Origin of the sequence: Acinetobacter sp. UC24323, from assembly GCF_024151445.1 — a bacterium.
GTDB lineage: Bacteria > Pseudomonadota > Gammaproteobacteria > Pseudomonadales > Moraxellaceae > Acinetobacter > Acinetobacter baumannii.
In genome coordinates, this window is record NZ_JAHIBY010000002.1 from 426,694 (window position 1) to 443,963 (window position 17,270).

Consider the following 17,270-nt stretch of genomic DNA (forward strand, 5'->3'; position numbering starts at 1 on the left):
ATCTTTATTTATTCGCTTACTGGTTTCAGCAGGCTTTTCTCTTTGAGGAAATATCATGTCGCAGCGATCCCGAGTGCTGCCTGGGTTTGGTCTATCATTGGGCTTCACCCTCGCTTACGTTTCTTTTATTGTGCTTATTCCATTAGCCGCAGTCTTTATCAAATCATTTGGAATCGGATGGGACGGACTATGGGAAATTTTAACCTCTGAGCGTATTTTAAAATCGCTTCAACTCAGCTTTAGTTCAGCCTTAATTGCGGCGTTTATTAATGTTGTATTTGGGCTACTTTTAGCTTGGTGCCTTGTCCGTTATAACTTTCCCGGAAAGCGTCTGGTTGATGCCTTAGTGGACTTACCTTTTGCACTTCCAACAGCGGTTGCAGGCATTGCGTTGACCTCACTCTATGCGCCTACAGGCTGGATCGGTCAATATTTAGAACCCCTTGGTATTCAGGTTGCATATACCCCCATAGGGATTACGTTAGCTTTGGTGTTTATCGGCATTCCTTTTATTGTTCGAACTGTTCAACCGGTATTAAGCGATATTGAAACTGAACTTGAAGAGGCAGCTTCCGCACTCGGTGCAAATCGTTGGCAGACCATTACCAAAATTATTTTACCAATATTACTCCCTGCCCTATTTACAGGCTTTGCTTTAGCATTTGCTCGCGGTGTAGGTGAATATGGTTCTGTAATTTTCATTGCAGGTAACCAGCCGTTTAAAACTGAAATTGCTCCGCTTATGATCATTTCTCGCCTCGAAGAATATGACTATGCAGGTGCAACGACTATTGCAGCAGTGATGTTGGTTCTCTCTTTCATTATTTTATTTGTCATTAACTTACTTCAAGCATGGGCAAACCGTCGTACAGGGAGAAATGTCACATGAACCTACATACCGACAGCAATGCACTTGCCTTGAAATTGCAATCTCGTGACGCGACACGTGAACCAACTTGGGTACGTTATACGCTCATTACAATTGCACTGATTTTTTTCCTTAGCTGCCTCATGCTGCCACTTATTCTGGTTTTTGTTGAAGCATTTAAACAAGGTCTTGAAGTCTATGTTCAAGCTTTAATTGATCCAGATACGTTATCAGCAGTGAAATTAACACTATTGACCGCAGCAATTGCCGTTCCGATTAATGTGATATTTGGTGTTGCCGCTGCATGGGCTGTTTCCAAATTTCAGTTTAAAGGCAAAGCAATTTTAACCACCATTATTGATATGCCTTTTTCGGTTTCACCTGTTATTGCAGGTTTAATGATTGTACTGATTTTCGGTGCTCAAGGCTGGTTAGGCGGTTGGCTCATGGAACATGACATCAAGATTCTATATGCCGTACCTGCCATTGTTTTAGCGACCATCTTTATTACAGTTCCATTTGTGGCGCGTGAGTTAATTCCACTTATGGAAGCGCAAGGAACTGAAGAAGAGGAAGCAGCGATTGTACTCGGTGCATCAGGTTGGCAAACCTTTTGGAAAGTCACACTCCCTAACATTAAATGGGGTCTGATTTACGGCGTGATTTTGTGTAATGCCCGTGCAATGGGTGAGTTTGGGGCAGTATCAGTAGTTTCCGGCCACATCCGTGGTGAGACCAATACCCTGCCTCTACATGTCGAAATTTTATATAACGAGTACACCTTTAGTGCAGCTTTTGCGGTGTCCTCACTACTTGCTTTCTTGGCACTATTAACACTGATTTTAAAAACCTGGTTAGAACTACATCAAGACAAACCAGAACCGCATTCAACTGATTCGTAAGGAATGAAATCATGAGTATTCAAGTTAAAAATATTGAAAAACACTTTGGTGCATTCCATGCGCTTAAAAATATTTCACTCGATTTCCCAGAGGGTGAACTGGTTGCCTTACTCGGCCCATCTGGCTGCGGTAAAACGACGCTACTTCGTATTATTGCGGGTTTAGAATCAGCAGATGGTGGTCAAGTCTTACTAGAAGGAGAAGATGCAACCAATGTACATGTCCGTGAACGTCAGGTCGGTTTTGTTTTTCAGCACTATGCTTTATTCCGTCACATGACCGTATTTGACAATATTGCCTTTGGTTTACGTGTCCGTCCTCGTGCCACACGCCCATCGGAAGCCGAAATTAAAAAACGTGTGACTCGTCTGCTTGATTTGGTTCAATTGGGCTTTTTAGCAGACCGTTACCCAGCCCAGCTTTCTGGTGGTCAACGCCAACGTATTGCCTTAGCTCGTGCACTTGCCGTAGAACCTCGTGTGTTATTGCTTGATGAACCATTTGGTGCACTAGATGCTAAGGTCCGTAAAGAATTACGCCGCTGGTTACGTAACTTGCATGATGAGCTGCATATCACTTCAATTTTCGTAACCCATGACCAGGAAGAGGCACTTGAAGTAGCAGACCAAATTATTGTGATGAATAAAGGTAACGTCGAACAAATTGGTTCTCCGCGTGAAGTTTACGAAAAACCTGCAACACCATTTGTATTTGATTTCTTGGGTCAAGCAAATCGTTTTGAAGGTGAACATGCAAGCGGTATTATCCGTATTGGCAATGATCGTATCGAATTACCGACCACAGTTCAGGCACCGCAAGGAAAAGTAATTGCTTTTGCCCGTCCGGATGAGTTACATATTCATGCGCAACCACAGGCAAATACAATTGAAGCAACTTTTGTACGTGAAGTCTGGATTGCTGGAAAAGTAGTGGCGGAATTACAAGATCGTAATGGACGTTTAATTGAGATTGCTCTGAGCAGTGAAGCTGCAAAACAACATGCATTTAAACCAAATCAAACTGTTTGGGTAAGTGCATCTCAACTTCACCTATTTGCAGATCAAGTTGCTTAAGGAATTATTTGGTGAGGAGCCATCTCGCGGTATTTAAAGCCGTTCCTCACCTCTTTTGAGGAAAAGTGTAAATGAACTTTCAACAATTAAGAATTATCCGAGAAACAGTACGCCAAAACTTTAATTTAACGGAAGCATCTGCCGCGTTATACACCTCTCAATCAGGTGTAAGTAAACATATTAAAGATTTAGAAGATGAATTAGGCGTACAACTTTTCGTCCGTAAAGGTAAACGTCTGCTGGGTTTAACTGAACCCGGTCAATCACTCCTTAGCATTGTAGAACGCATGCTTGTAGATGCTGAAAATATTAAACGTCTTGCCGATGACTTTAATAAAGTGGACGAAGGTACTTTAACGATTGCAACAACTCATACTCAAGCACGTTATGTATTACCACCAATCGTCAATCAATTTAAGAAACTATTTCCAAAAGTTCATTTGATTTTGCAACAAGCAAGTCCTGTCGAAATTGCAGAAATGCTTTTACAAGGTGAAGCTGATATTGGTATCGCGACAGAGTCTTTAACAACTGAAGAAAATTTAGCAAGTATTCCATACTATCAATGGCAGCACAGCATTATTACTCCTCAAGATCACCCACTTACACAGCTCGATAAAATTGATCTTGATGCTTTATCTGAATACCCACTAATTACTTATCACGGCGGTTTTACAGGTCGTTCAAAGATCGATAAAGCATTTGAAGATGCACAAATTGATGCCGATATTGTAATGTCTGCGCTTGATGCCGATGTTATCAAAACTTACGTTGAACTCGGAATGGGCGTCGGAATTGTCAATGATGTCGCTTACGATGCAGAACGTGATTATCGTTTAAAACAAATTAAAACTGATATCTTTGGTGTCAACACCACATGGATTGCTGTTCGCAAAGGCCATTTATTACGTGGTTATGGTTATGAGTTTATTTCTTTATGCTCACCTGATGCTGACATTAAAGCATTGAAAAAAATTGCCTATCCAGATGAGTAAAAATTAAAAAAATAAAAGAGCTTTTTAGCTCTTTTATTTTTTTATTAAGTACAAAAAAACGAGCCGTAGCTCGTTTTTCTTTTGTGATCTTACCAGTAGAAGTTCACACCAACCTTACCAACTGGTAACCATTTGTATTTATCGTCATTACGAATTTCATTTTCTTCCTTATCTACTGCATCTTGAGCAGACGTTGGGTTACCATTCACAGGAGCAAGATTATATTGAGTTAACTGAACTTTTGGATTACCTGTATAGTAAGCACCTACTTCACCAAATACACCCCAATTTTTATTAAATTTCGGTGCAAAACCAAAACCTACATAAGGGGCGATATTATTTTCATAATTCATCTTACCTCTTACACCACCTTCTTGGCCAGCAACTGCTTGTTGATAGTTTTTACCATCAATTGATAATGTTTCGCCATTACCAATACGTTTAGCTAAGTCATAATCATTATCTAAATAAGCAGCACCCGCAGCTACATATAAGCCTTGAGCCCATGGATTAGAACTAGCGCCCCAAGGACGTATTTCAGCATTTAGATAAATATTATTGTTATCCATATCTAGGTCATATTTAGTACCATTTACAGAGACGTCATCTGTCCACGAAATGTCACCGCCGTTATAACCCAGAGCCAAACCTACATATGGGTTGGCTTGCCATAATAAAGCACCACCGTAACCAGTTGTACCTACCTCAGCACGCACCCCTACAGGAAGTAATTGTTATTGGTCAAATGCATAGCTGTCATGAACAACAGCTTCATCTGCCATTGCGGCACCAGCAGCGAATAAAGCTGTTGTTGTGACTAACACACGTAATGCTTTCATAGTTTTCTCCTCAAAAAGGCTTTGTTTTTAATTTATTCATCTTGTGACTGAAATCATAATAATGACAGCTTAGATTCTTTTTTATACAAAAAATGCTAGATTTCTGTTATTTTTTGATACAAATTGAGTTAAATTTTTATTTTCAAATCATTTTTGTGTAAAAAACACTTGATTATCTAATAAGCTTATTTCGATTTACCTCATTTATATCATCAATTAAACGTAACACGTTTTTTGAAAGATTCTTGTCACAAATTAGTGTAAAATCTTTAAAATTTTTTATGGAAGGAAGATCATGTCTCAGCTTTCTACGATCATTGAGCAAGCATTTGAAGACCGCGCAAATTTCACTGCAACAGATTGCCCAAGCGAAATTCGCCAAGCTGTTGAAGAAGCAATTGCTGGTTTAGATAACGGTACACTTCGAGTTGCAGAAAAAATCAATGGTGAATGGGTTGTTCATCAATGGTTAAAAAAAGCTGTTTTATTATCATTTAAACTTAATGACAATAAACCAATCGAGTCATGTGATCTTCGTTTCTACGACAAAGTTGAAACTAAATTCTCTGGTTGGACTGAAGAGCAATTTAAAGCTGCGGGTGTTCGTGTTGTTCCTCCTGCTGTTGCTCGTCGTGGTAGTTTCCAAGCTAAAAATGTGGTGTTAATGCCATCTTATGTCAACATTGGTGCTTACGTAGATGAAGGCACAATGGTTGATACATGGGCAACTGTAGGTTCATGTGCTCAAATCGGTAAAAACGTTCACTTATCAGGTGGTGTTGGTATCGGTGGTGTTTTAGAACCATTACAAGCTAACCCAACCATTATTGAAGACAACTGTTTTATCGGCGCACGTTCTGAAATCGTTGAAGGTGTTATTGTCGAAGAAGGCTCTGTTATTTCTATGGGTGTTTATATCGGTCAATCTACACGTATTTATGATCGTGAGACTGGTGAAATCCATTACGGCCGTGTTCCTGCTGGCTCAGTTGTTGTACCAGGTAACTTACCGTCAGCTGATGGTAAATACAGCTTATACGCTGCAATTATCGTGAAAAAAGTTGATGCACAAACACGTGCAAAAACAAGTTTGAACGATTTGTTACGCGCTGACTAATTTCAGTTTGATCAAACATCTCTACGATCAACACTGATCGTAGAGATTTTATTTTTTATATAGTGTGGTATTTCTAGAATGGCTTCCTTACGTTCCTCTGCAATTCCTGTCTCTGACCCTGCGTCCGGTCTACGCATTACCGAGATTTTTTACTCCTTGCAGGGTGAAGCAAATGCCTCTGGCCTACCGACTGTATTTATTCGTCTCACAGGTTGCCCTTTACGTTGTAGTTATTGCGACACCACCTATTCTTTTGAAGGTGGCGAACGCTTATCACTTGAGCACATTATTGAAACGGCTGAAAAATATCAAACGCCTTATATTTGTGTAACAGGCGGTGAACCCCTAGCACAACCCAATTGCTTAATTTTATTACAACGTTTATGTGACGCCGGTTTTGACGTTTCCCTAGAAACCAGTGGCGCTCTTGATGTATCAAGAGTGGATCCGCGTGTTTCAAAAGTCCTCGACTTAAAGACTCCAACTTCTGGTGAAGAACACCGTAATCTCATCAGTAATCTTGACCATTTAACACCGCGTGACCAAATCAAATTTGTGATTTGTAATCGTGAAGACTATGAATGGTCAAAACAACAAGTTGAACAATATCAACTGCAAACCAAAGTCAGTACTGTCTGGTTCTCCCCTGCTTTTGCAGTTGAAAAAGGTGCTGTTGGCCTGCCACGTTTAGCACGTGATCTGGCACAGTGGATACTGGACGACAAACTGCCTGTACGTTTCCAGCTACAGTTACATAAACTGCTCTGGAACGATGAATCAGGTCGCTAATCGTTCAATAAAATAAATCATTCCGAATATGGAGAAAAATATGCGCCCTCGTGCCATTGTTTTACTTTCAGGCGGCTTAGACTCAACCACTTGCCTAGCTTGGGCACAAGCGCGCTATGAATGTATTGCTATTAGTTTTATGTATGGTCAACGCTCAACCACTGAACTTGATGCCGCAAAAGCATTAGCTCAGCGTGCAGGTGTCGAACACCGTGTAATTAATATCGATTTAGCCAATTTAGGCGGGTCTGCACTTACAGATCATAACATTGCTGTACCAGAACAATTACAAGAAGGTATTCCTGTAACTTATGTACCAGCACGTAACACAATTTTCCTCTCTTATGCCTTAGCAGCAGCAGAAGTTTTCAATGCTGAAGCGATTGTTATTGGCATCAATGCCGTTGATTATTCAGGATATCCTGACTGTCGCCCAGAATTTATTGATGCTTTTGCCAATATGGCTCGTTTAGCAACTAAAGCTGGCGTAGAAGGAAAACCTCTTAAATTTGAAACACCCCTGTTACATTTATCCAAAGCGAATATTATACGTTTAGGGATTGAACATGGCGTAGACTATAGTCAAACGGTATCTTGCTACCAAGCAGATGCTCAAGGACGTGCGTGTGGTAAATGTGACAGTTGCCGTTTGCGTAAAGAAGGCTTTATCGATGCTGGTGTTACCGATCCAACACGCTATATACCGCAATAAGTAGGTAAAATTTATGAAGTTGTTAAAATCAAATCTTATTCTTTCATCTTTATTCTCAGCAGCTGCACTTATGGCTGGTTCAGCTCAAGCAGCTGAAAACCCAGTTCAAGCAGCATATAAAAGCACTAACGTTAAAGGTGCATTAATCAACGTTTGTAAAGACCAAACTGCAAAAGGCGGTAAATTAAGTTCAGCTGAAGTAAGTAAATTCTGTAGCTGCCAAGTTGAAGCGCAAGGTAAAGTGACTGAAGCACAAAAATGGGAAATTCAAAGCGCAATCAATGCGAAGAAAAGCCCAAGCTCTTTAGCTTTTGTACAACAGCAAAACCGTGACCTTAAAGCATGTTTCGGTCCTCAGTTAACAACTAAGCTTGAGAAATTAACTGAAGAAGCAATGAAAGCAGCTCAACAACAAGCTCCTAAAAAATAAGCTTTTGTTGCTCCAAATTAAGCCTGCATTTATGCAGGCTTTTTTATAGCTCTGTTAAAATGACACCGATCTCGCCATTTGAAATAAGCCATGCAAGACCAATGGAAAACTAACGCACATAACAGACCGTCAATTGTTTCCTTTAGTGGAGGTAAAGATAGCTCTCTTGCACTTTATCATGCCATGCAAACTGGTAACGTAATTGGTTTAATCGTTATGCTAGAAGAGCAAGGACAACGCTCCCGTTCACATGCAATGCCACTTGATATTATTCGGGCGCAAGCACAAGCAATTGGCTTACCTGTATTTATGGCCTCATCTAGCTGGAATGACTATGAAAATAAATTCATCAACTTATTAAATGAAGCCAAACAAAAAGGTGCTGAGGTACTGGTTACAGGTGATTTAGATATGCCGGAACATGGTTGTTGGCATGATCGTGTTACTCAAACAGTGGGCCTTAAATTAGGAATGCCGCTCTGGCTAAGGCCCCATCGTGAAGTTGTTGAAGAATTTATTCAACTTGGATTTCAGAGTGTAGTTGTGACTGTAAACCTTAAACTCGGGATGAAGGTGGAAGATTTAGGTCAAGTGTTATCGTTAGAATATATACAGGAACTTGAAAACCGTGGAATTGATCCATCTGGAGAAGGCGGTGAATTTCATACCACTGTGATTGATGGTCCAATTTTTAACAAAGCTATTCCTGTAAGAAAGCTCGATATTGTTTATCATGAAGAATATGCTTTTTTACCACTTGAATTAGATCAAATTTAACTTTTAAAGGATAAGAAATGTCTGAGAATATTCAACTGCCAAATCAGGTTTTCCCAACCACACACGGCGAAGTTAATTTGGCTGAAGTCGATAATGAATGGCTGATTATTTACTTCTACCCTAAAGACTCAACGCCAGGCTGTACAACACAAGCTGTCGGCTTTTCTTGTTTAAAAGATCAATTTGATGCTTTAGGTGCTCGCATTTTTGGAGTATCACGCGACTCGGTAAAAGCCCATCAAAACTTTACAGAAAAACAGGCACTAACAATCGATTTAATTAGTGACAAAGAAGAAGTACTTTGCAAACACTTTGATGTGATTAAAGAAAAGAATATGTATGGGAAAAAAGTAATGGGGATCGAACGCTCTACTTTTATTTTCCATAATAAAACCTTAGTTAAAAGTTACCGTAAGGTGAAAGCAGCCGGCCATGCTGAACAGGTTTTAGAAGATTTAAAAGCATTACAAACAGCTTAATAAGCTTGAGTAACAAAAAAGCGAGTTGAATACTCGCTTTTTTACACGCACATAAATTGCTCAGCCATTTTAATTTGGCGTATGATAAAAATATTAAAATAACTCGAACTCAGGCATTGCTATGAATCTACTAAAAGTTTGTACTTTATTGCCTTGTAGCCTTGTTATTGCTGCCTGCTCCGTTAATTCATCAAGCACTCCTCCTACACTGAGCTCTTCTACACCACAAGTTCAAAAATCATCGATAGAAATAAGCTGCCAAGACTTACAAAATCCTGCTTACCGACAAGCTATGCTTAATGCAATTAATGAAATTCGACAACATCCTCGTCAATGTGGTCAGCAGTATTTTTCTGCAGCTAAACCTTTAAGCTGGAATAATAATTTATATCAAGGTGCAAGTGCTCACTCTAAAGATATGGCAAATAACAACTTTCTTGGACATGTTGGCTCAACAGGTTTAGATTTAAGAGCGAGATTAAAAAAATATCATATGCTGAGTAAAGCCAATGGTGAGAATGTCGCGAGTGGACAAAAAACTTTAAATGAGGTCATGGCTAAATGGATCGCCAGTCCTCTGCATTGCAGTAATATCATGAACCCTAGATATACCGAATATGCCATTGCATGTGCTTCTGACCAGTCTGCTAAACAAAGAAGCTACTGGACACAACAATTTGCAGGTTTTTAAAGTAGACTCAAAAAGGTATCAAACAATTCAAACTACTTAAAAAAACCAGAGATTCTTTAGTTAGATCGACTCATTCTTTATGAGACGACACGGTTTCCTCAATATTTGAATGGTCTGCCTGTAAAAACTTTTGTTGTAGCTGTAAATATAACGGTGTATTTTGGAATTCTTCCAAAAATTGAATGGTGCCTTTGGGAAATGCATCCGTTTTAATTTTGCCCTGATAGTAGGCTTCACGCATTGGAGTTGCAGAAATCGAATCTTTCAAGCTATCAAGTTCGACCATCACCCATTCTGGAAATAGTCGTAAATAATAAGATGACTCATCCTTGAAATGGCCAATCAAACCAACTTTTGAGTTCGGTTCTATTACACCATTTACTAATGATTTAACCTGTTTTACCCACTTCTCATCATTATAAACATCAACCACATGTACAAAACGAATGCGCTTTTGCTCATCTAATGAAAAATTAGATAAAATCATTTGTTCTCGTTCAATTGCAAGAAACGGATTTTTTATATTACGTTCCATTTGGGCAGAACCTAAAGCCAAAATCACATAGCGACTTTGTTGCAGTGCAATTTCAATCGTTTGCATATGTGCCAAATGAAATGGCTGAAAACGACCTATAAAAACGAGATAGTCAAATGTATACATAATTAATTTTTCACTTTTTATGAACTCACCAGTTACGCTCATTACAAAAAATATGCGCCATAATGAGAACCTAAAAATCAACAACGTGGTTTAAAGCAAGGATAGTACGATGACACTTAGCTGTATTCAACAACCTCATCAACATTTACAAGCAAATTTAGAAGGTGGCGTACTCACCTTAGCCATAAATCGCCCAGAAGCAAAAAATGCATTATATGGCGAACTTTACTTATGGATTGCCAAAGCACTTGATGAAGCCGACCAAAATAAAGATGTACGAGTAGTCGTTCTACGTGGTGCCGAACATGACTTTACCGCTGGTAATGACATGAAAGATTTTATGGGTTTTGTACAAAATCCGAATGCTGGTCCAGCAGGTCAAGTTCCTCCATTTGTACTCCTTAAATCTGCTGCCAGATTATCGAAGCCGCTTATTATTGCAGTAAAAGGCGTGGCAATTGGTATTGGTGTTACGATTTTATTACAGGCAGACCTCGTTTTTGCCGACAATACGGCCCTCTTTCAAATTCCTTTTGTTAGCCTTGGGCTTTCTCCTGAAGGTGGTGCAAGTCAATTATTGGTTAAACAAGCTGGTTATCACAAAGCAGCTGAACTACTGTTTACTGCCAAAAAGTTCAATGCAGAAACTGCTGTACAAGCCGGTTTAGTTAATGAAATCGTTGAAGATGCTTATGCCACTGCTCAGGCAACTGCCCAACACTTAACAGCTTTACCGCTTGCTTCATTAAAACAAACCAAAGCATTAATGAAACATGATTTAGATCAGATTATTGAATGTATTGACCATGAAGCAGAAATCTTTATGCAACGCGTTCAATCACCAGAAATGCTAGAAGCTGTACAGGCATTTATGCAAAAACGTAAACCGGACTTTTCACAGTTTAATTAAAAATCAACTTCTATGATTTGAATAAACTCAAAGGCAGGCTCTTCGTAAGGATGGCTTGCCTTTAATGCTTTTGCCACTGCACTTGCCTTTTCTTCAAGCACAATCGTTTCAACACGCCATTCATCAACTTGTTCAAGTTCACCTAGCTCTCCTATATAAGGGTCAGCTCCTTTAACTGGCTTGAATTGCCCTATTCCTTTAACTTGCCAAGCACATTGTTCATAGTTCCCTATCCCACCTGCTCCGACCGCAAATATAGACTGTTTAGTCGACTCAAGATGTGACTCAGGTACGTAATAAATCAGCTTTAACATGAATAGAATGACTCAAAACTAGTAATTAGCTTTAAATCATACCCTTTAAGAAGACTCCGAATCAAAGTCAGCTCATCATTGCTAAATAATTTGCTCCAATAAAAAGTATTTGTATGGCAAGCGCCAAGCCAAATAAGCGCCAACCTTTATCTCTTGTGTACATCGTTCTTATGTGATTTTTGTTTTTCATCATTTTGATCTCCGATTTTTATCGTTGTTACAGAGAAAGCAAAAATTGAACCAACAGCAATCCAAGCATAAGGGGTTAAATATACTTATGTCTATACTCTTATAGATTTTCTTAAAGTCCTTAAAAAATGTATTTTCTTACCTTTACTTTAAGTTTAAAGAAAATTTTTCTAATTCAGTGAGCTACCATTATTCTGAATCACTTTAAGCATTCGATTTCTTTAAATATCTGTTCTCATATACTGTCATCATAAATGCTAAACCACATAAAATGACAAAACCGCAAGTCATTGGAATTAGTGTGCCGTTATATAATTGCCCAATAATAGAGGCAAGAATAAGTGACAATACGGACGAAGCTGCACCAATAATAGCTGATGCCATACCAGCTACATGTCCCATAGGTTCCATTGCAATCGCGTTTAAATTACCAAATAAAGTTCCAAATAATAAAAATAAAATACAGGCATAAAGCATAAACATCCAAAATGCTACAGTCACACCTATAAGTTGAATCCCTAAGAAAGTTAATGAAATTAAGCACAGACCGAGAAAGCCATAAATACAGATTGGACGCATACCAAACTTCATGACAATTTTAGAATTGGTAAATGAAGCAATGCCCATTACACCAGCAAGCACAGCAAAATAAGCACTAAACTCTTGCCCTGTTTTACCAAACTGCTGCATAAAAATTTGCTGAGAAGTACCTAAGTAACCAATAAATCCACCAAAGCAAAAGCCTGCACATAACAAATAGCTCATGGTGGTTTTATTACTTACCACTTCTTTAAATCCCTCTTGAAAAGCTTGCAAGCGCATAGGTAAACGATTTTCAGGAAGTAGCGTCTCTTCTAACCGTAATGCTACCCACACTCCAACGACTGTGGCATAGACCATGTATAAAACAAAAATTTCACGCCAGCCAAAGAAATGAATAATGAGCTGCCCCAAACTTGGTGCAATTGCTGGAGCAACCATAAACACCATCATAATTAAGGACATAATACGTGCCATTTGTGCACCACTGTATTTATCGCGCACAATTGAAATAGAAGCTACGTAAGGACCAGATACTCCAATCCCTTGAATGAAGCGGCCAACTAAAAACCATTCAAAACTTTGTGTGGTAAAGCACAATAAACTTCCCAAAAAATAAATAATAATTCCTGCAAATAAAATGCGCTTACGACCAATCGCGTCGGATAGAGGCCCTGCAATGAGTTGTCCTATCGTCATACCAGAAAAAATACCAATAATGACCCATTGCGTCTGATTATTATTCTTTAAGTCAAAAACTCGTCCAATCTCACCTAAAGCTGGTAAAACTGCATCTATTGAAAAAGAAACAATAGACATGAGTAATGCCATCAGCAGTGCAAACTCACGGAAATGGATTTTTGACTTCATTTTTCTTCTCTACTATTTATTCTACTTACATTGTACTACATACAAATAAGCCACCTTACGGTGGCTTATTTCAATTTTTATATTAACCAATAAACTTACGTGCGTTACGGAACATACGTAACCAAGCACCGTCTTCAGTCCACTCTTCTGGACTCCAAGAGTGTTGAATTGCACGGAAAGTACGCTCAGGGTGCGGCATCATGATCGTTGCACGACCATCTTTAGACGTTACGCCCGTAATCGCTTCCGGTGAACCATTTGGGTTCAATGGATAATGTTGAGTCGGGTTACCGTGGCTATCAACATAGCGCAATGCAACTTGATTCGCTGCATTTAAGCTTGCAATATCAGCTTCGCTAGCAACCACACGGCCTTCACCATGTGCTACAGCAATCGGTAAAATTGAACCTTCCATACCCTCAAGTAATACAGAAACTGATTTTTCAACACGAACGTTTACGCTACGTGCTTCAAAAACTTCTGACATATTGCGGTGGAAACGTGGCCAGTGTTCAGCACCCGGAATAAGTGGCGCTAATTGTGACAACATTTGGCAACCATTACAGATACCTAAGCTAAATGTACCTTCACGGTGGAAGAATTGCTCAAACTGATCACGTAGTTTTGCATTGAACAGAACTGATTTTGCCCAGCCACCGCCCGCACCCATTACATCACCGTAAGAGAAACCACCACAAGTCACTAAACCTTCGAAATCACTTAGGCTCACACGACCAGCAAGTAAGTCGCTCATGTGTACGTCAATTGTGTTAAAGCCAACTTTGTCAAAAGCTGCAGCCATTTCAATATGACCATTTACACCCTGCTCACGCAAGATTGCCATATTCGGACGACGGCTATTAATAAACGGTGCTTCGATAGGTTCATTTAAATCAAATGTAGGTTTTGCAATTAAACCTTGATGTGATTTATCAGTAATTAAAGCAAATTCTTGGTCAGCAGTTTCAACGTTATCACGTAAACGTTGGATCTGATGAGATACTTCAGACCAAGCTTGTTGTAACTCTGCACGCTCTAAAGTTAAGCCATTTACAGATAATTGATCAGTATTATTTACGCGACCAACTACAGCAATTGCATCTTTTAAGCTAGAAGCAGCTACTTCTGCTTGTAAAGCTTCCCAATCAGCTGCTTTAATTTGAACTACTGCACCAATTTCTTCTGCAAATAAACCAGCAGTAGTCTGATCTTCTAATGCTACACCTAAACGCGAAGCGAACATCATTTCAGCTACAGTTGCGAGTAAACCACCATCACCGATGTCATGGTAAGCCTGAATCAAGCCACGGTTATTCCAGTCTTGAATTAAAGCAAAGAACGCTTTGAAGTCATCAAAACTATCAACATCTGGAGTGACTGAACCAATTGCTTTATATACTTGCGCAAGAATCGAACCACCTAAACGGAATTGTCCTTTAGATAAATCAATACGGACAAGTACTGAGTCTTCTAAATTCTTAAGTTCAGGTGTTAAAGTCTTACGAACATCAGCTACTGGAGCAAATGCAGTAATTACGCCAGTCATTGGAGATGTTACAGCTTTATCTTCACCGTTGTCGTTCCAAGTGGTACGCATTGAAAGTGAATCTTTACCTACAGGAATCGCAATTCCCAAAGCAGGACACATTTCCATACCAATTGCTTTCACACCTTCAAACAATGCTTGGTCTTCACCTTTTTGACCAGCAGCAGCCATCCAGTTTGCAGAAAGTTTGATATCGCTAATTTGTTCAATGTTTGCACATGCAATATTGGTAATTGCTTCAGCAACTGCCAAGCGAGCAGACGCTGCTGGATTTAACAATGCAACTGGTGGACGTTCACCCATTGCCATTGCTTCACCAGTGAAGCCTTGTAGGCTTGTAGTCGTTACTGCTGCATCTGCAACAGGAATCTGCCAACGACCAACCATTTGGTCACGTGCAACCATACCTGTAATTGAACGGTCACCAATGGTGATCAAGAATGATTTAGACGCAACTGTAGGATTTTTCAATACACGGAAAATCGCATCTTTCAAATCAACTTTTGAAGCGTCAAATTCGTTACCTTTACGTTCAATTGTTTCATAAGAACGTTGCATACGCGGTGTACCACCAAGCATCACTTGCATTGGGATATCAACTGCGTTGTTTTGGAACAATGGATCTTCAACAGTTAAGTGGCGTGCTTCAGTTGCTTCACCTAACACGGCAAATGGACAACGTTCACGAGCACAGATTGATTCGAACTGTTCTAAAGACTCTGGACGAATTGCAAGAACATAACGCTCTTGTGCTTCATTTGACCAGATTTCCATTGGGCTCATGCCCGGCTCTAATGAAGGAATCTTACGAAGGTTAAGAACTGCACCTAACTCATGATCGTTTACAAGCTCAGGCATTGCATTTGATAAACCACCAGCACCTACGTCATGAATAGACACGATTGGGTTAAAGTCTTCTAAACGCCAGCAAGTATCAATCACTTCCTGACAACGGCGTTCCATTTCTGGGTTTTCACGTTGTACAGATGCGAAATCAAGGCTTTCACCCATTGTACCGCTGTCTACAGAAGAGGCTGCGCCACCACCAAGACCGATTAACATCGCAGGGCCACCCAATACAATGAGCAAGTCACCCGGTTGAATCGCATCTTTTTCTACATGGTCAGGACGAATGTTACCGTAACCACCCGCGATCATGATTGGCTTATGGAAGCCCTTCACTTCACCATTTACGTTTTGTTCGAAAGTACGGAAATAGCCATTTAATGCAGGACGGCCGAATTCATTGTTAAATGCCGCGCCACCTAATGGACCTTCAATCATAATTTGTAATGGCGATGCCATACGTGAAGGTTTACCGTAGTTTTCTTCCCAAGGTTGTTCAAAACCAGGAATATTTAAGTTAGAAACTGTAAAGCCTGTTAAACCTGCTTTCGGTTTACCACCACGACCAGTTGCACCTTCATCACGGATTTCACCGCCTGAACCTGTTGCTGCACCAGCAAATGGAGAAATTGCTGTTGGGTGGTTGTGAGTTTCAACCTTCATTAAAATGTGAGCAGCTTGGCTCTTATATTTGTAAACAAAATGACCGTTTTCATCTGCTTTAGGATAAAAACGCATCGTGTCATAACCAACAATTACAGATGCGTTATCTTTATATGCTGATAACACGTCAGTTGGAGACTCTTTATAAGTGTTTTTAATCATTTGGAACAATGATAATGGTTGTTTTTCACCATCAATTGTCCATTCAGAACCGAAGATTTTATGACGACAGTGTTCAGAGTTTGCTTGTGCAAACATCATCAACTCGATGTCATTTGGGTTACGACCAAGTCGAGTAAATGCTTCAGTTAAATAATCAATTTCTTGTTCAGATAACGCAAAACCAAATTCGTTGTTGGCTTTTACTAATGCTTCTTTACCTTGACCTAAAATATCAATTGAATTTAAAGGTTTTGGTGCTGTTTCTGAAAACAGTGCTTTTGCATCTTCAATTTGTGCAAAAACAGTTTCAGTCATACGGTCATGAAGTACTTGTTTTACTTCATTAGAAATTTCAGAAACACCTTTTAAGGTAAATAAAAGACCACGTTCTAAACGGTGAACTGGAGTATTACAGTTTTTGAAAATGTCAGTCGCTTTAGATGACCAAGGTGAAATCGTACCCACACGTGGTGTTACTAAAATCTGAATCTCATCACTTGCAGGTTGACGAAGTTCAAAAGACTCACCGTCATTTAATAATTGCAAAGCAGATTGATGTTGCTGCTCGTTGAGCGCTTGATCAAACAAATAGACCCATTGGCTGTCAAAAGATTGAACAGAACTAATTGACGATAAACGTGTTAATAGTTGAGCTTTCTTAAAAGAAGAATGTGCTGCTGCACCGGCCACGATAAACATGTTGATTTTGGCTCCACGGGCAGGTCTTGTGAACCTTACCGCAATGTGACTTTAGAGAGAGCGCATATTCTACTGTGTCTTGCTAAAATCAGCTAGATGTAGAATCAGTATTCTGTAACCTAATTCTGCAAGAAGTGATGTGTTTTTTGTTCAAAATCATTTTTTTAATCATTCTCGCTCAAAATAAATTGTTTCATG

The 17,270-nt window shown here is 39.5% G+C and carries 17 protein-coding genes and 1 pseudogene; 12 read left to right on the forward strand and 6 right to left on the reverse strand.

Translation table 11 applies throughout. The features are described 5' to 3' along the window. Positions 1-55: 55 nt before the first annotated feature. The 4 genes from cysT (at position 56) to KNQ97_RS04735 (ending at position 3,838) form a co-directional block, all read left to right on the forward strand. On the forward strand, positions 56-889 hold the full coding sequence (gene cysT, locus KNQ97_RS04720; RefSeq protein WP_000083115.1) for a sulfate ABC transporter permease subunit CysT: 834 nt from the start codon (positions 56-58) through the stop codon (positions 887-889). Beyond that, positions 886-1,770: a sulfate ABC transporter permease subunit CysW gene (cysW, locus tag KNQ97_RS04725; RefSeq protein ID WP_001048807.1), complete on the forward strand. Its 885-nt coding sequence runs from the start codon at positions 886-888 to the stop codon at positions 1,768-1,770. The genes cysT and cysW overlap by 4 nt, the downstream gene beginning before the upstream one ends. Positions 1,771-1,781: 11 nt before the next feature. Next, entirely contained in the window at positions 1,782-2,843 is a 1,062-nt protein-coding gene (locus tag KNQ97_RS04730) for a sulfate/molybdate ABC transporter ATP-binding protein (protein ID WP_000027499.1), read from the forward strand. Between the two features lie 71 nt (positions 2,844-2,914). Further along, positions 2,915-3,838: a CysB family HTH-type transcriptional regulator gene (locus tag KNQ97_RS04735; protein WP_001011052.1), complete on the forward strand. Its 924-nt coding sequence runs from the start codon at positions 2,915-2,917 to the stop codon at positions 3,836-3,838. 89 nt (positions 3,839-3,927) lie between these two features. Here KNQ97_RS04735 and carO read toward each other — a convergent pair. Continuing rightward, a pseudogene (gene carO / locus KNQ97_RS04740) lies at positions 3,928-4,677 on the reverse strand (ornithine uptake porin CarO type 1). 295 nt (positions 4,678-4,972) lie between these two features. Between carO and dapD the strand changes: the two are divergent. From dapD to KNQ97_RS04775, 7 genes are all read left to right on the forward strand, one after another. Further along, positions 4,973-5,794, forward strand: coding sequence for a 2,3,4,5-tetrahydropyridine-2,6-dicarboxylate N-succinyltransferase (gene dapD, locus KNQ97_RS04745; RefSeq protein ID WP_021511065.1), 822 nt, complete (start codon positions 4,973-4,975; stop codon positions 5,792-5,794). 78 nt (positions 5,795-5,872) lie between these two features. Continuing rightward, entirely contained in the window at positions 5,873-6,583 is a 711-nt protein-coding gene (gene queE, locus KNQ97_RS04750) for a 7-carboxy-7-deazaguanine synthase QueE (RefSeq protein ID WP_000157724.1), read from the forward strand. A 40-nt stretch (positions 6,584-6,623) separates the two neighbouring features. After that, a complete protein-coding gene (queC, locus tag KNQ97_RS04755; RefSeq protein WP_001247780.1) occupies positions 6,624-7,295 on the forward strand; it encodes a 7-cyano-7-deazaguanine synthase QueC in 672 nt (223 codons plus the stop codon). A 13-nt stretch (positions 7,296-7,308) separates the two neighbouring features. Beyond that, the gene (locus tag KNQ97_RS04760) at positions 7,309-7,725 is read left to right on the forward strand and encodes a hypothetical protein (protein WP_000771345.1); all 417 of its coding nucleotides are present in this window, start codon (positions 7,309-7,311) and stop codon (positions 7,723-7,725) included. A 90-nt stretch (positions 7,726-7,815) separates the two neighbouring features. Continuing rightward, complete coding sequence (locus KNQ97_RS04765; protein ID WP_253611932.1) at positions 7,816-8,502, forward strand: diphthine--ammonia ligase; 687 nt, start codon at positions 7,816-7,818, stop codon at positions 8,500-8,502. Between the two features lie 17 nt (positions 8,503-8,519). Next, positions 8,520-8,981, forward strand: coding sequence for a peroxiredoxin (locus tag KNQ97_RS04770; protein WP_001293529.1), 462 nt, complete (start codon positions 8,520-8,522; stop codon positions 8,979-8,981). A gap of 121 nt (positions 8,982-9,102) precedes the next feature. Then, on the forward strand, positions 9,103-9,672 hold the full coding sequence (locus KNQ97_RS04775; RefSeq protein WP_001050698.1) for a CAP domain-containing protein: 570 nt from the start codon (positions 9,103-9,105) through the stop codon (positions 9,670-9,672). 70 nt (positions 9,673-9,742) lie between these two features. On the opposite strand, the gene KNQ97_RS04780 is transcribed toward KNQ97_RS04775, so the two are convergent. Continuing rightward, the gene (locus tag KNQ97_RS04780) at positions 9,743-10,333 is read right to left on the reverse strand and encodes a nicotinate-nicotinamide nucleotide adenylyltransferase (RefSeq protein ID WP_001991184.1); all 591 of its coding nucleotides are present in this window, start codon (positions 10,331-10,333) and stop codon (positions 9,743-9,745) included. A gap of 109 nt (positions 10,334-10,442) precedes the next feature. On the opposite strand from KNQ97_RS04780, the gene KNQ97_RS04785 reads away from it, so the two are divergent. Continuing rightward, positions 10,443-11,243, forward strand: coding sequence for an enoyl-CoA hydratase-related protein (locus KNQ97_RS04785; protein ID WP_000175549.1), 801 nt, complete (start codon positions 10,443-10,445; stop codon positions 11,241-11,243). Here KNQ97_RS04785 and KNQ97_RS04790 read toward each other — a convergent pair. From KNQ97_RS04790 to purL, 4 genes are all read right to left on the reverse strand, one after another. Continuing rightward, entirely contained in the window at positions 11,240-11,557 is a 318-nt protein-coding gene (locus KNQ97_RS04790; RefSeq protein ID WP_253611933.1) for an NGG1p interacting factor NIF3, read from the reverse strand. The genes KNQ97_RS04785 and KNQ97_RS04790 overlap by 4 nt on opposite strands. A gap of 67 nt (positions 11,558-11,624) precedes the next feature. Then, complete coding sequence (locus KNQ97_RS04795) at positions 11,625-11,750, reverse strand: KGW motif small protein (RefSeq protein WP_000977276.1); 126 nt, start codon at positions 11,748-11,750, stop codon at positions 11,625-11,627. A 200-nt stretch (positions 11,751-11,950) separates the two neighbouring features. Further along, a complete protein-coding gene (locus tag KNQ97_RS04800) occupies positions 11,951-13,156 on the reverse strand; it encodes a multidrug effflux MFS transporter (protein WP_253611934.1) in 1,206 nt (401 codons plus the stop codon). An 82-nt stretch (positions 13,157-13,238) separates the two neighbouring features. Then, on the reverse strand, positions 13,239-17,072 hold the full coding sequence (gene purL, locus KNQ97_RS04805; RefSeq protein ID WP_253611935.1) for a phosphoribosylformylglycinamidine synthase: 3,834 nt from the start codon (positions 17,070-17,072) through the stop codon (positions 13,239-13,241). Positions 17,073-17,270: the final 198 nt, after the last annotated feature.

Excerpts from the sequence above, each read along its gene's own strand:
- cysT (WP_000083115.1), top strand. The coding sequence starts at position 56 with ATGTCGCAGCGATCCCGAGTGCTGCCTGGGTTTGGTCTATCATTGGGC.
- cysW (WP_001048807.1), top strand. The coding sequence starts at position 886 with ATGAACCTACATACCGACAGCAATGCACTTGCCTTGAAATTGCAATCT.
- KNQ97_RS04730 (WP_000027499.1), top strand. The coding sequence starts at position 1,782 with ATGAGTATTCAAGTTAAAAATATTGAAAAACACTTTGGTGCATTCCAT.
- KNQ97_RS04735 (WP_001011052.1), top strand. The coding sequence starts at position 2,915 with ATGAACTTTCAACAATTAAGAATTATCCGAGAAACAGTACGCCAAAAC.
- dapD (WP_021511065.1), top strand. The coding sequence starts at position 4,973 with ATGTCTCAGCTTTCTACGATCATTGAGCAAGCATTTGAAGACCGCGCA.
- queE (WP_000157724.1), top strand. The coding sequence starts at position 5,873 with ATGGCTTCCTTACGTTCCTCTGCAATTCCTGTCTCTGACCCTGCGTCC.
- queC (WP_001247780.1), top strand. The coding sequence starts at position 6,624 with ATGCGCCCTCGTGCCATTGTTTTACTTTCAGGCGGCTTAGACTCAACC.
- KNQ97_RS04760 (WP_000771345.1), top strand. The coding sequence starts at position 7,309 with ATGAAGTTGTTAAAATCAAATCTTATTCTTTCATCTTTATTCTCAGCA.
- KNQ97_RS04765 (WP_253611932.1), top strand. The coding sequence starts at position 7,816 with ATGCAAGACCAATGGAAAACTAACGCACATAACAGACCGTCAATTGTT.
- KNQ97_RS04770 (WP_001293529.1), top strand. The coding sequence starts at position 8,520 with ATGTCTGAGAATATTCAACTGCCAAATCAGGTTTTCCCAACCACACAC.
- KNQ97_RS04775 (WP_001050698.1), top strand. The coding sequence starts at position 9,103 with ATGAATCTACTAAAAGTTTGTACTTTATTGCCTTGTAGCCTTGTTATT.
- KNQ97_RS04780 (WP_001991184.1), bottom strand. The coding sequence starts at position 10,333 with ATGTATACATTTGACTATCTCGTTTTTATAGGTCGTTTTCAGCCATTT.
- KNQ97_RS04785 (WP_000175549.1), top strand. The coding sequence starts at position 10,443 with ATGACACTTAGCTGTATTCAACAACCTCATCAACATTTACAAGCAAAT.
- KNQ97_RS04790 (WP_253611933.1), bottom strand. The coding sequence starts at position 11,557 with ATGTTAAAGCTGATTTATTACGTACCTGAGTCACATCTTGAGTCGACT.
- KNQ97_RS04795 (WP_000977276.1), bottom strand. The coding sequence starts at position 11,750 with ATGATGAAAAACAAAAATCACATAAGAACGATGTACACAAGAGATAAA.
- KNQ97_RS04800 (WP_253611934.1), bottom strand. The coding sequence starts at position 13,156 with ATGAAGTCAAAAATCCATTTCCGTGAGTTTGCACTGCTGATGGCATTA.
- purL (WP_253611935.1), bottom strand. The coding sequence starts at position 17,072 with ATGTTTATCGTGGCCGGTGCAGCAGCACATTCTTCTTTTAAGAAAGCT.